Origin of the sequence: Streptomyces sp. NPDC007189, from assembly GCF_040703635.1 — a bacterium.
Classification (GTDB): Bacteria; Actinomycetota; Actinomycetes; order Streptomycetales; family Streptomycetaceae; genus Streptomyces.
In genome coordinates this window covers 151,673-166,372 of sequence record NZ_JBEYEY010000002.1, presented here as the reverse complement: position 1 = coordinate 166,372, position 14,700 = coordinate 151,673, and the positions used below count along the sequence as shown (strand labels likewise).

The window sequence follows — 14,700 nt, the reverse complement described above, 5'->3', positions numbered from 1 at the left end:
CATGAGCTGACAGGGGTGACCATCAAGCGTAACCCGGCCGGAGGGGTCCCCCGAACGCTCAGAGGTCAGCCCCGGAGCCGGCCTCCTTCCACACCGCGGGCAGGTCGGCCTCGGCCTGTGCCGCGCGTGCCTCCTCGCGGCCGTACAGCAGGCCGTAGGTGAACGTGCTCTCCCCCGCCGCGTGGGCCACCGCGGACAGCTCGCGCAGGGTCAGGCGGGTCATGACGCTGTCCTGGTGGTCGCCGAGCAGCGTGGTGAGGGCCTTCATGGACCTGGCGAGGGAGCGGGCCGGTTTTCCGAGGGCCGCGGTGGCCGCCTCGGCCGCGTACCGGGTGCGCTTGGCCTTCTTGCGGGCCTCGTGCACGGCGACGTCCCGCTCCTGGCCGGGCGGAGCGGTGAGCGCCCGCTCGATCAGGTCGGAGAGCGTGGCCAGGTCCTTGTGTACGGCCCTGGCGAGCGCCTTCTCCGGTCGTTTCCCGGCGGCCTTCCGCAGGGGCGGGTCGGCGAGGAGGGCGTCCAGGGTGTCGAGGAGGGACAGGTAGCGGCGGGAGTCCAGGACGCCGGTGAGATGGGCGTGTGCGCCGCCGTGCCGGGCCTCGGCCCAGGCCGCGAGGCGTTCGCGGACCGGGCCGGTGACCAGCTCGGGCGGGAGGGCGTCGACGGCGGCCGTCAGGCGTTCGGCCAGCACCTCGTGGTCGCGGTCCACGCCCAGCTCGGCCGCGAGCCACTTCAGCTCGGCCGCGACGGGGTCGGTGACGGTGCGGTCGAGGAGGGAGCGGAAGGTGCGCAGGGCGCTGCGGGCGCGGCGGGTGGCGACCCGCATACGGTGCACGGAGTCGGGCACGTCCCGGCGGACGGCGGGGTCCAGCTCGACCAGCGCGTCCCGCTGGGCGCGCAGATAGGCGAGGACGTGGTCGCCGGCCGTCACCGGCGGTGCGGGGGTGTCGTTCCTGCGGCGGTGTCCTCCGGTCTGTTCCAGCGCGCGGGCGAGTTTCGACGGCGAGGTCGAGGGGCGTACGCCGGCTCGGCGCAGCCGTTTCTCCACCTGGTCGAGGAAGGCGGGGTCGCCGTCGTCGGCGAGTTCCACCTCGATCTCGGTCCACTGGGCGGCGCCGCCCTTGCCGTCGAGTCGCTCGGCGGTCACGGCGTCGACGCTCGCCTCGGCGAGCAGGGTGCCCTCGGCGTCGACCAGGTGGCGCACATCGCGGGCGGAGCGCAGCCGGACCAGCGGGACCAGCTCGGCGTCGCGGACCCGGGAGCGGGCGAGGGCGGCGATCTCCTCGGGGACGGTGCCGGAGAGCGGAGCCCGGATCTCGTCCCGCACGCCCGGCTCGACCGGGACTTTCAGATGCCAGCCGGCGTCCGCGCCTCCGGTGCGGCGGCGCAGGGTGAGGGCGGCGGTGGTCAGGCGTTGGTCGGCGGTGTCGTAGTAGGTGGCGTCGAGTTCCACCAGGCCCTTGTCCAGGACGGCCGCCACCCCGGCGACGCCGGTCAGGTCGGGCAGACCACTGTCGTCGGACTCGTACTTGCGCTCGATCTCGCGTTTCTCATCCGCCATGAACCGAATCTAGTGGCCCGCAGGGCGGCAGGGCAGGGGCCGTTCCGGGTGGATGGCCGGGGATTTTCCGTCATCCGCCCGGTGAACGCCTCATCGCTCGAGCCGCCGGGGCCTAGGCCGACATGGGTCTTTGCACCTTGATCGACTGCAGGAGCCCCACGGCCACCCACACCGCGAACATCGACGAGCCTCCGTAGGACACGAAGGGCAGCGGCAGGCCGGTGACCGGCATGATGCCGAGGGTCATGCCGATGTTCTCGAAGGCCTGGAAGGCGAACCAGGCGACGATTCCGGCGGCCACGATCGTCCCGTACAGCTCAGTGGAGTCCCGGGCGATGCGGCAGGCCCGCCACAGCACCACGCCGAGCAGGAAGATGATGAAGCCGGCGCCGACGAAGCCCAGCTCCTCCCCCGCGACCGTGAAGACGAAGTCGGTCTGCTGCTCGGGCACGAACTGGCCGGTGGTCTGCGAGCCGTGGAAGAGCCCGGCCCCGGTCAGGCCGCCGGAGCCGATGGCGATGCGGGCCTGGTTGGTGTTGTAGCCGACGCCGGCCGGGTCCAGGTCCGGGTTGGCGAAGGCGGCGAAGCGGTTGATCTGGTACTGGTCCAGGATATGCAGCTGCCAGATGGCGACGCAGCCGATCACTCCGGCGATGAGCAGGCCGAAGACCCAGCGGTTGGAGGAGCCGGAGGCGAGCAGCACGCCCAGGATGATGGCCACCATGGCGAGCACCGAGCCGAGGTCCGGCATGAGCAGCAGGATCAGGCAGGGTACGGCCGCGAGGCCGAGGGACTGGGCCACGGTCCGGTGGTCCGGGTAGGGCTTGTCGCCCGCGTCCACCCGGGCGGCGAGCATCATCGCCATGCCCAGGATGATGCTCACCTTGAGGAACTCGGCGGGCTGCAGCGAGAAGCCGCCGATGACGAGCCAGTTGCGCTGGCCGTTGATGGTGGCGCCGAGGGGGGTGAGGACCGTCAGAGCCAGCAGGACGGACAGGCCGTAGAGGACCGGCACGGCGTTGCGCAGGCCGCGGTGGCCCAGCCAGAGCGTGCCGATCATGAGCGCGAGCCCGATGCCGATGTTCATCAGGTTGCGTTCCAGGAAGAAGTACGGGTCGCCCTGGTTGATCTCGGTGCGGTTGCGGGTCGCCGAGAACACCAGCAGGGACCCGATCAGGGACAGCGCCATCGCGGCCAGCAGGATCGGCCAGTCGAGCCGGCGGGCCAGCGAGTCGCGGGCGAGGATCCTGGTCCAGCCGGCCCGCTGCGGGCCGTACCCGGAGACGGAGAAGCTGTTCGTGCCGGTCATGCGGGCGTCCTCCGGCTTCCCCTCTTCCGGCGGCGGCCCGCCCTGCGGGTGTCGCGGTTTCCGGTGGTGGGCGAGGGGGTGGTGGCGGGCTGCTGCTGGTCGGTGCCGTTGCTGGGGTTGTTCTGCTGGGAGGCCTCGGCGTCCTTCGCCGGGTCGCCGGTGATCTTCGGGGAGGCGATGGTGCCGTCCGGGCGGACCTTGGGCAGGCCCTTCTGCGGCTCGGGCAGGAGCGCCTTCTTGGTGTCGATGGAGCCGTCGCCCTGGACGCCGTAGAGCGCGCTGTAGATGTTGCGCACGGCCTCACCGGAGGCGCCGGAACCCGTACCGGCCTGGGCGATCGTCATGATCACCGTGTAGTCCTTGGAGTAGGTGGCCAGCCAGGACGTGGTCTGCTTGCCGTAGACCTCCGCCGTACCGGTCTTGCCGTGCAGCGGGATCTTGTTCTGCGGCCAGCCGTTGAACTTCCACGCCGCCGTACCGCGGGTGATGACGCCCGCGAAGGCGTCGTTCATGCCCTTGAGGGTGGCCTGGCCGACCGGCAGCTTGCGCGCCACCTTCGGCTTGATCTCCTGGACGGACTTGCCGTCGGGGCTGATGACCGCCTTGCCGATGCTCGGGACGTACTCGGTGCCGCCGTTGGCCACGGCGCTGTAGATCATGGCCTCCTGTATCGGCGTGACGAGGGTGTCGCCCTGGCCGATGGAGTAGTTGATCTCGTCACCCTCGCGCATCTTGTTGCCTTCGAGGCAGTTCTCGTAGGCGATCTTCTGGACGTAGGAGCCGTCCTTCTTGCCGGTCTTGCACCAGGCGTCCTTGTTGGCCTTCCAGTAGTCGAGCTTCCACTGGCGGTCGGGGACCCGGCCGGTGACCTCGTTGGGCAGGTCGATGCCGGTCTCCTTGCCGAGGCCGAACTGGTGGGCGGTCTTGAAGAACCAGTCCTTGGGCCGGCCCTTCTTCGGGTTGATGCCGCCGTCCCTCTTCCACTCCTTGTCGGCGAGGCCGTAGAAGACGGTGTCGCAGGAGACCTCCAGGGCGCGGCCCAGGGAGATGTCGCCGAAGTTCTCGCCCTCGAAGTTCTTGAAGACCTGGCCGCCGACCGAGTAGGAGCTGGTGCAGGGGTAGCCGCCGTCCCAGGGGTAGCCGGCGTTGACCGCGGCGGCCGTGGAGACCACCTTGAACGTCGAACCGGGGGCCGCCTGGCCCTGGATGGCCCGGTTGAGCAGCGGGTAGTCGGAGCCCTTGCCGGTGAGGGCCTTGTAGTCCTTGGCGGAGATGCCGCCCACCCACACGTTCGGGTCGTAGGTGGGGGCGGAGGCCATGGCGACGACGCGGCCGGTCTTGGCCTCCATGACGACGACGGCGCCGGAGTCGGCCTTGTAGTTCTCGCCGGTGATCTTGTCGTACTGCTGGCGGGCGGCCTTCATCGCCTTGTCCAGTTCGTACTCGGCGACGCGCTGGACGCGGGAGTCGATGCTGGTGACCAGGTTCGCGCCGGGCTCGGCGGCGTCCGCCTTGGCCTTGCCGATGACCCGGCCGAGGTTGTCCACCTCGTAGCGGGTGACGCCGGCCTTGCCGCGCAGCTCCTTGTCGTACTCCCGCTCCAGGCCGGAGCGGCCGACCATGTCGGAGCGCAGGTAGGGCGAGTCGGTGTTCTTGGCCTTCTCGATCTCGGCGTCGGTGACGGGCGAGAGATAGCCGAGCACCTGCGCGGTGTTGGAGCCGCCGGGGCCCGGATAGCGGCGCACGGCCTCGGGCTCGGCGGTGATGCCGGGGAAGTCCTCGGCGCGCTCACGGATCTGCAGGGCCTGCTTGGGCGTCGCCTTGTCGGTGATCGGGATCGGCTGGTACGGCGAGCCGTTCCAGCACGGCTTGGGGGTCTTGGCGTCGCACAGCCGGACCTTCTGGATGACCTCCGCGGGCTTCATGCCGAGGACGCCGGCCAGCTTGGTGAGGACCGCCTTGCCGTCGTCCCTCTGCTTGAGCAGGTCGGTGCGGGAGGCGGAGACGACCAGGCGGGTCTCGTTGTCCGCGAGGGGCACGCCGCGGGCGTCCAGGATGTCGCCGCGCACGGCGGGGTCGACGACCTGCTGGACGTGGTTGCCGGACGCCTCCTTCTGGTACTGGGCGCCCTCGCGGATCTGCAGGTACCAGAGCCGGCCGCCGAGCGTGCCGAGGAGGGAGAGGACGAGGATCTGGATCACGACGAGCCGGATCTGGACCCGTGGGGTCCGGCCGGTCTCGGGGATGTTGGTCACTGCGGTTGTCTCCCCCTCTCAGTGTGTGCGCGTCCGCGCGCGCGGCGCCGGTGTGCGAAAGGCGTGTGCGCGTACGCATGATGAACGACCAGCCTGTGAACGCGCGTTCCGGGAAAGCCGACCCGTTCGGGTGAACTCGCCGGGGTGCGGGACCGCTTGACCGTGCTTCACAGCCGCTTGACCCCCTTGATGCGACCGACCCGCGCGGAGCGGGTGCGGGCCTTGGCCCTCAGCGCGCCGAAGCCGCCGCGCTGGCTGCCGATGCGCAGGCCGGTGCCGGAGGAGAGCCAGCCGGTGGAGATGTCACCGGCCTTGGCGGCGGGCCCGGACTCGGTCAGCGGGTCGTTGTCCGCGCGGCGCGCCAGCCACATGATGCCGGGGACCACGAACGGAGCGAGCAGCAGGTCGTACAGGGCCGCCGAGAACAGCAGCCCGGGCAGGCCGACATGGCGGGCGGCGGTGTCCCCGACCAGCGCGCCGACGCCCGCGTACAGCAGCGTGGAGCCGATGGCGGCGGCGACCACGACGGCCATCGGGCCGGTCGCCGACTTCAGGCGGCCGTTGTCCGGTCTGATGAGCCCGGCGAAGTAGCCGATGACGCACAGCACGAGGGCGTAGCGGCCGGCCGCGTGGTCGGCGGGCGGCGCGAGGTCGGCGAGCAGGCCGGCGCCGAAGCCGACGAGGGCGCCGCCGACATGGCCGTACACCATGGCGAGGCCGAGGGCGGTGAGCAGCAGCAGGTCGGGGACGGCGCCCGGCAGATGCAGGCGAGCGAGGACGCTCACCTGGATCACCAGGGCCACGACGACCAGCGCGCTGGAGAGCAGGATCCGGTTGAGGCGCATGGAAGAGTCAGCTCCTACTGCTGCTGGCCGGTCGAGTCGTTCGCGTCCGCCGACGGGGTCACCGTGACGGTCACCGTCGGTGTCGGAACCGGTTTGGGCTTGGCCGGCAGGACTTCGTCGCGCGGGTCCTTCTTGGGGGACTGGACGACCACGCCGACGATGTCGAGCTTGCTGAAGCCGACGTACGGGGTGACGTAGACCGTGCGGGTCAGGCCGCCGTTGGAGGGCTCGACGCGGGAGACCACGCCGACCGGCACGCCCGGCACGAACGGCTTGTCGGCCTCGGAGCCGAAGGTGACGAGGCGGTCGCCCTTCTTCACCTCCGCCTTGGCGTTGAGCAGTTCCACGCGCAGCGGGCGGTCGCCCTGTCCGGAGGCGAAGCCGAGTTCGTCGCTGCCCTCCATGCGGGTGCCGACCGTGAAGTCGGGGTCGTTGGCGAGCAGCACCGTGGAGGTGTCGGGGCCGACGGTGGTGACCCGGCCGACCAGTCCGTCGCCGTTGAGGACGGTCATGTCGCGCTTGATGCCGTCGTGGGCGCCGGCGTCGATGGTGATGGTCCAGGAGAAGCCCTGCGCCGCTCCTATGGCGATGACCTGGGCGCCCTTGATGCCGTACTGGCCCTCGCCGGCGAGCTTCAGCATCTTGTCGAGCTGGTTGAGCCGGCTGCGGTTGCGGTCGTCGCTGCCGAGCTTCGCCTTGAGAGCCGCGTTCTCCTTCTCCAGCCGGGCCAGCCGGTCGTGCCGGTTGCCGGAGTCCCTTATCGCGGAGACGGCGTTGCCGACCGGATCGACCGCCGAGGACAGCCCGTTCTCGACCGGGCCGAACACCGCGGCCGCGGCCTGCCGGGCGCCGTCGACCGGGGAGTTCCGGCCCCCGCGGATATCCACCGTGATCAGCGCGAACGCGATGGCGACCAGCAGGACCAGGAGCAACCGGCTCTCTTTCGTGTCCCTCACGTGCGGCGGCCGTGCCCTTCCTCAATAGGAATTCGAGGGGCCCCGGCGAAGCGCCTGCGGAATACGCAGTCACAAGGGGCCCGTTTGCGGGAGCTCATGCCTCTATATCAACGATCCGCCGCACGAGAGGAGAACGTCTCGTACGGCGGAATCGAAGAACCCGCGTCATCTGCGCGGCTGGGCGTCCAGGACCTGCTGCAGTGCCTCGAACTCCTCGACGCACTTTCCGGAGCCGAGCGCGACGCTGTCCAGCGGGTCCTCGGCGATGTGGATCGGCATGCCGGTCTCCCGGCGCAGCCGCTCGTCGAGCCCGCGCAGCAGGGCTCCGCCGCCGGTCAGAACGATTCCTCGGTCCATGATGTCGCCGGACAGCTCCGGCGGGCACTTGTCGAGGGTCGTCTTGACGGCGTCCACGATCGCGTTGACCGGTTCCTCGATCGCCTTGCGGACCTCGGCGGCCGAGATGACCACGGTCTTCGGCAGGCCGGACACCAGGTCCCGGCCGCGGACTTCGGTGTGCTCGTCGGCGTCGAGGTCGTACGCCGAACCGATCGTGATCTTGATCTGCTCGGCCGTGCGCTCACCCAGCAGAAGGCTGTACTCCTTCTTGATGTACTGGATGATCGCGTTGTCCAGTTCGTCGCCCGCGACGCGGATGGACTGGGCGGTGACGATGCCGCCGAGCGAGATGACCGCGACCTCCGTGGTGCCGCCGCCGATGTCCACCACCATGTTGCCCGTGGCCTCGTGGACCGGCAGGCCGGAGCCGATGGCCGCGGCCATGGGCTCTTCGATGATGTGCACCTGGCGCGCACCCGCCTGGGAGGACGCCTCGATCACGGCGCGGCGCTCGACGCCCGTGATGCCCGAGGGCACACAGACGACGACCCGCGGACGAGCCAGATACCGCCGCTTGTGGATCTTCAGGATGAAGTAGCGGAGCATGCGCTCGGTGATCTCGAAGTCGGCGATCACGCCGTCCTTCAGCGGGCGGACCGCGACGATGTTGCCCGGCGTCCGGCCGATCATCTTCTTCGCTTCGGCACCGACCGCGAGGATCCCACCCGTGTTGGTGTTGATCGCGACGACGGACGGCTCGTTGAGTACGATTCCGCGACCCCTGACGTACACCAGCGTGTTGGCGGTCCCGAGGTCGACAGCCATGTCACGGCCGATGAACGACATAGAGTTCCCCATCCGGATTCATCTGGCCTTCCCATAGCTTTTGAGGGCATATCAGGTCGGCGAGGCGGGTGCTGTGACGTGAAGGCTTCCATCGTAAACGCGCCTGCACGAACACTGCGCGAGGGTCTCCGCCATTGTCACCAGATGGCGGCCCGCCCCGCTTGTGGAGACGGTCCAACGGGGGCACGCGTTCCCCCGATCGGCGCGGCATATGCCAAGGGACGGCCGGAAATGTTCGGCCGTCCCTGGTCAGGCGCGGGCTCGGCGAGCTGACGCCGCCTCAGAAAATTTAGCGAAAACTCTTCCCGCGGTGCGCGCCGCTCAGCCACGGCCCGGGAAGAAGATCTTCACCTCGCGCTCGGCGGACTCCTCGGAGTCGGAGGCGTGGATCAGGTTCTCCCGGACGATGACGCCGTAGTCGCCGCGGATGGAGCCCGGCGCGGCGGCGATCGGGTCGGTCGGGCCGGCGAGCGCCCGGACGCCCTCGATGACCCGCTCGCCCTCGACGATCAGCGCGACGACGGGACCGGAGGACATGAACTCCACCAGCGGCTCGTAGAACGGCTTGCCCACGTGCTCGGCGTAGTGCTGCTCCAGCGTGGCACGGTCCAGGGTGCGCAGCTCCAGCGCCGTGATCTGCCAGCCGGCCTTGCGCTCGATACGGCTGATGATCTCGCCGGTCAGGCCTCGACGGACGGCGTCGGGCTTGAGGAGGACGAGGGTGCGCTGGCTCACGGAAGGCTCCTTACGCGACGGACGTGTGCGGTGGGACGAGGTTACAGGGCGTGTCGGCCCGTCCGTTACGCAGCGTCAGGTGCGGAGGAGCCGGACTCCGCCTGGGCGGCGAATCTGGCCTTCGCCTCGTCCACCTTTCGACCGAAGTGCACCGATGCCCACCACAGCCCGGCGAACACCACGCCCATGAAGTACATGGTCGGGACGAAGACGCCGGAGGCGATCAGGGCGATCTGCAGGGCCCAGCCGAGGGCCACCCCGCCGGGCCGGGTCACCATGCCGCACAGCAGCACGCACAGCAGCATGGCGATGCCGCTGACCAGCCAGACCGTGGACACCGGCAGGCCCGGGTCCTTCATGGCGACGAGCCCGGCGAAGCCGATGACGAAGAACTCGCCGATCAGGGTGGAGGAGCACAGCGTACGCATCCGCGGATCAGCCCTTCCCCAGGAGCAGGCGGGCCTCGCCCACCGTGATGACGGAACCGGTGACCAGCACGCCGCCGCCCGCGAACTCGCCCTCCTCCTCGGCCAGCGTGATCGCGGCCTCCAGGGCGTCCGGCAGCCGCGGCTCGACCTGCACCCGCTCCTCGCCGAACACCTCCACGGCGATCGCGGCCAGCTCGTCCGCGTCCATGGCCCGGTGGCTGGAGTTCTGCGTGACGACGACCTCGGCGAAGATCGGCTCGAAGGCCTCCAGCAGGCCCCGGACGTTCTTGTCGCCGCTCGCGCCGACCACGCCGATCAACCGGCTGAAGTCGAACGCCTCCTGCACCGCCTCCGCGGTCACCCGCGCCCCAGCGGGGTTGTGCGCGGCGTCCAGCACGACGGTGGGAGAGCGCCGTACGACCTCCAGGCGGCCCGGCGAGGACACGGCCGCGAAGGCCTTGCGGACGGTGTCGATGTCCAGCGGCTCGGCGCGCTGGGCGCCGACGCCGAAGAACGCCTCCACGGCGGCGAGGGCGACGGCCGCGTTGTGCGCCTGGTGGGCGCCGTGCAGCGGGAGGTACATCTCGGGATACTCGCCGCCGAGGCCGCGCAGCGTGAGCAGCTGCCCGCCGACGGCGACCTGCCGGGCGACGACGCCGAACTCCAGGCCCTCGCGGGCCACGGTGGCGTCCACCTCCACGGCCTTCTTCAGCAGCACCTGCGCCGCGTCCACCGGCTGCTGCGCCAGGATCACGGTCGCGTCCTGCTTGATGATGCCGCTCTTCTCGCCGGCGATCTCCGCGGTCGTCTCGCCGAGGCGGTCGGTGTGGTCGAGGTCGATCGGGGTGATCACCGCGACATCGCCGTCGATGACATTGGTGGCGTCCCAGGAGCCGCCCATGCCGACCTCGACGACGGCCACGTCGACCGGCGCGTCCGCGAAGGCCGCGTACGCCATGCCGGTGAGGACCTCGAAGAACGACAGCCGGTACTCCTGCTGTCCGTCCACCATCTCGACGTACGGCTTGATGTCGTCGTACGTCTCGATGAAGCGCTCGGCGGAGATCGGGGCGCCGTCCAGGCTGATCCGCTCGGTGATCGACTGCACGTGGGGGCTGGTGTAGCGGCCGGTGCGCAGGTCGAAGGCGCCGAGCAGGGCCTCGATCATGCGGGCGGTGGAGGTCTTGCCGTTGGTGCCCGTGATGTGGATCGAGGGGTACGAGCGCTGGGGCTCGCCCAGGACGTCCATCAGCGCGGAGATGCGGCTGACCGACGGCTCCAGCTTGGTCTCGCCCCAGCGGGTGGCCAGCTCCGCCTCGACCTCGCGCAAAGCCTTGTCGACCTCGGGGTCCTCGGGCCGGGCGGGTACGTCGGCCTGCGGCGGGCCGCCCTGGGTGCGCAGGGTGCGGCTGCCGGCCTCGATCACCGCGAGGTCGGGGTCGCGGGTGGTCTCCTCGGCGATGATCTCGTCGAAGCTGTCGAGGGGGTCGGGCTGGTCGGTGCCGTTCGGGTCGCTCACGGGGCCAGTCTACGGAGCCGCAGTGACAAAGGGCCGGTTTGGGGTGGTGCTCACCGTTGCCGGGTGCGGGTCCGGTTGCGAAGGCCCCCGGTGCCTGTACGGCTCCGGGGGCCTTCGGTGTCGTGCGGCTACGCCTGCGGCAGTTTCTCCAGTTGGGCCTGGATGCGGGTGATGTCCTCCTCGGCCTTGGCCAGGCGCGTGCGGATCTTGTCCACCACCTGCTCCGGGGCCTTGGCGAGGAACGCCTCGTTGCCGAGCTTGGCCGTGGCCTGGGCCTTCTCCTTCTCCGCCACCGCGAGATCCTTCGCGAGGCGCTTGCGCTCGGCGGCCACGTCGATCGTGCCGGAGAGGTCGAGCGCGACCTCGGCGCCGGCGACCGGCAGGGTGGCCGTGGCCGTGAAGTTCTCGCCCTCCGGCTGGAGGCGCAGCAGCTGGCGGATGGCGGCCTCGTGCGGGGCGAGGGCCGTACCGTCGAGCGTCAGGCGGGCCGGGACGCGCTGGCCGGGCTGGAGGCCCTGGTCGGCGCGGAAGCGGCGGACCTCGGTGATGACGGACTGGAGGGTCTCGATCTCCCGCTCGGCGTCGGCGTCGCGGAAGCCACTGTCCTTCGGCCAGTCGGCGATCACGAGCGACTCACCACCCGTGAGAGTGGTCCACAGGGTCTCCGTGACGAACGGGACCACTGGGTGCAGCAGCTTCAGGGTGACGTCCAGAACCTCACCGAGGACCCGCTTGCTGACCTCGGCCGGCTCGCCGCCCGCCTGGAAGACGGTCTTGGACAGCTCCACGTACCAGTCGAAGACCTCGTCCCACGCGAAGTGGAAGAGGGCGTCGGAGAGCTTCGCGAACTGGAAGTCCTCGTAGTGGGCGTCGACTTCGGCGACCACCGAGTTGAGCCGGGAGAGGATCCAGCGGTCCGTCGCCGACATCTTCTCCGGCGCCGGCAGCGGGCCCTCCACCGTGGCGCCGTTCATCAGCGCGAAGCGCGTGGCGTTCCAGATCTTGTTGGCGAAGTTGCGGGAGCCCTGGACCCAGTCCTCGCCGATCGGGACGTCGACGCCGGGGTTGGCGCCGCGCGCGAGGGTGAAGCGGAGCGCGTCGGAGCCGTACTTGTCCATCCAGTCCAGCGGGTTGACCGCGTTGCCGAAGGACTTCGACATCTTCTTGCCGAACTGGTCGCGGACCATGCCGTGCAGCGCGATGGTGTGGAACGGCGGGGTGCCGTCCATCGCGTACAGGCCGAACATCATCATCCGGGCGACCCAGAAGAAGAGGATGTCGTAGCCGGTGACCAGGACGGAGTTCGGGTAGAACTTCGCGAGCGACTCGGTCTGTTCGGGCCAGCCGAGGGTGGAGAACGGCCACAGGCCCGAGGAGAACCAGGTGTCCAGGACGTCGGTGTCCTGGTGCCAGCCCTCGCCGGTCGGGGGCTCCTCGTCGGGCCCGACGCAGACGACTTCACCCTCCGGGCCGTACCAGACCGGGATGCGGTGGCCCCACCACAACTGCCGCGAGATGCACCAGTCGTGGAGGTTGTCGACCCAGTCGAAGTACCGCTTCTCCATCTCCTGCGGGTGGATCTTGACGCGGCCGTCGCGGACGGCGTCGCCGGCGGCCTTGGCCAGCGGGCCGACCTTGACCCACCACTGCATCGACAGGCGCGGCTCGATGGTGGTCTTGCAGCGCGAGCAGTGGCCGACGGAGTGGACGTACGGCCGCTTCTCGGCGACGATCCGGCCCTCGGCGCGCAGCGCGGCGACGATGGCGGAACGGGCCTCGAGCCGGTCCAGGCCCTGGAAAGGACCGTGGGCGGTGATGACGGCGTGCTCGTCCATGATCGTGATGGACGGCAGGTCGTGCCGCTGGCCGATCTCGAAGTCGTTCGGGTCGTGCGCCGGGGTGACCTTGACGGCGCCGGTGCCGAACTCGGGGTCGACGTGGGTGTCGGCGACGACCGGGATGGAGCGGTCGGTCAGCGGGAGCCTGATGAGCTTGCCGACCAGGTGCTTGTAGCGCTCGTCGTCGGGGTGGACGGCGACGGCGGTGTCGCCGAGCATCGTCTCGGCGCGGGTGGTGGCGACGACGATGGTGTCGTCCCCGTCGCCGTACTTCATGGAGACGAGCTCGCCGTCGTCGTCCTGGTACTCGACCTCGATGTCCGAGATGGCCGTCAGGCAGCGGGGGCACCAGTTGATGATGCGCTCGGCGCGGTAGATCAGCTCGTCGTCGTAGAGGCGCTTGAAGATGGTCTGGACGGCCTGGGAGAGGCCCTCGTCCATGGTGAAGCGCTCACGGGACCAGGCGACGCCGTCGCCGAGGCGGCGCATCTGGCCGGAGATCTGCCCGCCGGACTCGGCCTTCCACTGCCAGACGCGCTCGACGAACGCCTCGCGGCCGAGGTCGTGCCGGGACTTGCCCTCCTTGCCCAGCTCGCGCTCGACGACGTTCTGCGTGGCGATGCCGGCGTGGTCCATGCCGGGCTGCCACAGCGTCTCGTACCCCTGCATGCGCTTGCGGCGGGTCAGGGCGTCGATGAGGGTGTGCTCGAAGGCGTGCCCGAGGTGCAGGCTGCCCGTGACGTTCGGCGGCGGGATGACGATCGTGTACGGCGGCTTGTCGCTCTTCTCGTCCGCCTCGAAGTAACCCCGCTCCACCCAGCGCTCGTACAGCGGCCCCTCTACATCGGCCGGCGCGTACTGGGTCGGCAGTTCGGGGTCGGGCGCGGGTGGCTGCTGCTGAGCGTTCTCGGTCACGGGGCTCAGTTTAGAGGTGTCACGGGCCGGTCCCGAAACGCGTTTGTTCTGTAACGGTGCGGCCCCCGGTGCCGTGCGTTTCCCGGGCCTGGGCCAGGATGTCAGGAACACATAAGCATCCGAGGGGGAACCCAGAAATGAGCAACAACCAGCCGGGCCCGTACGGCGGGCAGCCCCAGCAGCCGGGTCCCTACGGCCAGCAGGGGCAGCCCGGTCCGTACGGCCAGCCGGGGCCCTACGGTCAGCCGGGCCCGTACGGCCAGCAGCCGCAGGCCCCGCAGCCCGGCTACGGCTACCCGCAGCAGGCGCCTCCGGCCGCGCCGCCGCAGCCGGGGTACGGCTACCCGCAGCAGGGGGGCTACCCGCAGCAGGGTGTGCCGCAGCAGCCGAACCCGTACGGCCAGCAGCAGCCCTACGGCATGCCGCAGGCGCCGCAGGCGGGCGGCGGCAAGAAGAAGACGGGTCTGATCATCGGCGCGGTGGCCGTGGTGGCGGCCGTGGCGGTGGGCGCGTACTTCGTGATCGGCGGGGGCGGCGGCAGCGGAAGCGTGGCGGACGACGGGCCGCACAAGCTGGTCGCTCCGGCGACGGTGATCAACGGGACGTACAAGAAGTCGGCCGACTCGTCGGACTCCTCGGTGAGCGAGGACGACATGAACGACTTCAAGAAGGCCGGCGTCCAGAACGCGCAGGCCCTTCAGGCCGGCTACAAGGCCGGTACCGGGTTCACCGCCAAAAGCCTGGTGTTCGAGGGCACGTACGGCACCATCAAGGATCCCGAGGCGGCCGTCGACGCGATGTTCGCCGAGGCGAAGACCAAGTCCGAGAAGGAGAACAGCCAGTCGAGCGGCGACGAGACCAAGGGCAAGCTCGTCGGCTCCCCGCAGGAGTTCAAGCCGTCCGGGTTCAGCAACGGCATCCTGAAGTGCCAGGAGAGCCAGGTCACGAACGACAGCGCGGAAGAGGGCATGCCGAAGACCATGTCCGTGCCGATCTGCATCTGGGGCGATCACAGCACCATGGCCATCATCACGTCGTTCGACTTCGCCGGCCTGGCCAGCGGCAAGGGGTCGAGCATGCAGGACGTGGCCGACATCGCCGCGAAGCTGCGCAACGACGTGCGAGTGAAGGCCTGACGCCGTAGGTCTGACGCGAAG

11 protein-coding genes are annotated in these 14,700 nt (G+C 70.0%); 1 reads left to right on the top strand and 10 read right to left on the bottom strand.

Translation table 11 applies throughout. The features are described from left to right. Positions 1–58: 58 nt before the first annotated feature. The 10 genes from AB0950_RS03890 to AB0950_RS03845 all read right to left on the bottom strand — a co-directional run bounded on the left by AB0950_RS03890 (position 59) and on the right by AB0950_RS03845 (position 13,543). Positions 59–1,558, bottom strand: a complete 1,500-nt coding sequence (locus tag AB0950_RS03890; protein WP_366777739.1) for a CYTH and CHAD domain-containing protein — start codon at positions 1,556–1,558, stop codon at positions 59–61. Between the two features lie 112 nt (positions 1,559–1,670). Beyond that, the gene (gene rodA / locus AB0950_RS03885; RefSeq protein ID WP_360144578.1) at positions 1,671–2,867 is read right to left on the bottom strand and encodes a rod shape-determining protein RodA; all 1,197 of its coding nucleotides are present in this window, start codon (positions 2,865–2,867) and stop codon (positions 1,671–1,673) included. Beyond that, the gene (gene mrdA, locus AB0950_RS03880) at positions 2,864–5,122 is read right to left on the bottom strand and encodes a penicillin-binding protein 2 (protein ID WP_360144581.1); all 2,259 of its coding nucleotides are present in this window, start codon (positions 5,120–5,122) and stop codon (positions 2,864–2,866) included. The genes rodA and mrdA overlap by 4 nt, the downstream gene beginning before the upstream one ends. A 167-nt stretch (positions 5,123–5,289) precedes the next feature. Then, entirely contained in the window at positions 5,290–5,967 is a 678-nt protein-coding gene (gene mreD / locus AB0950_RS03875; protein ID WP_366777738.1) for a rod shape-determining protein MreD, read from the bottom strand. A 14-nt stretch (positions 5,968–5,981) separates the two neighbouring features. Continuing rightward, a complete protein-coding gene (gene mreC / locus AB0950_RS03870) occupies positions 5,982–6,923 on the bottom strand; it encodes a rod shape-determining protein MreC (RefSeq protein ID WP_366777737.1) in 942 nt (313 codons plus the stop codon). A gap of 165 nt (positions 6,924–7,088) precedes the next feature. Then, positions 7,089–8,108 (bottom strand): rod shape-determining protein, encoded by a 1,020-nt coding sequence (locus AB0950_RS03865; protein WP_031158632.1) that lies wholly within the window; start codon positions 8,106–8,108, stop codon positions 7,089–7,091. A 321-nt stretch (positions 8,109–8,429) separates the two neighbouring features. Further along, a complete protein-coding gene (gene ndk / locus AB0950_RS03860; protein WP_360144590.1) occupies positions 8,430–8,843 on the bottom strand; it encodes a nucleoside-diphosphate kinase in 414 nt (137 codons plus the stop codon). Between the two features lie 65 nt (positions 8,844–8,908). Then, positions 8,909–9,271 carry a DUF4233 domain-containing protein gene (locus AB0950_RS03855; protein ID WP_366777735.1) on the bottom strand — a complete coding sequence of 121 codons (363 nt, stop codon included), beginning with the start codon at positions 9,269–9,271 and terminating at the stop codon, positions 8,909–8,911. Positions 9,272–9,278: 7 nt separating this feature from the next. Further along, positions 9,279–10,790, bottom strand: coding sequence for a folylpolyglutamate synthase/dihydrofolate synthase family protein (locus AB0950_RS03850; protein ID WP_366777734.1), 1,512 nt, complete (start codon positions 10,788–10,790; stop codon positions 9,279–9,281). 128 nt (positions 10,791–10,918) lie between these two features. Beyond that, positions 10,919–13,543: a valine--tRNA ligase gene (locus AB0950_RS03845; protein ID WP_366777733.1), complete on the bottom strand. Its 2,625-nt coding sequence runs from the start codon at positions 13,541–13,543 to the stop codon at positions 10,919–10,921. Between the two features lie 137 nt (positions 13,544–13,680). Here AB0950_RS03845 and AB0950_RS03840 point away from each other — a divergent pair, with 137 nt between their 5' ends. Next, positions 13,681–14,679, top strand: coding sequence for a hypothetical protein (locus AB0950_RS03840; RefSeq protein WP_366777732.1), 999 nt, complete (start codon positions 13,681–13,683; stop codon positions 14,677–14,679). Positions 14,680–14,700 lie beyond the last annotated feature (21 nt).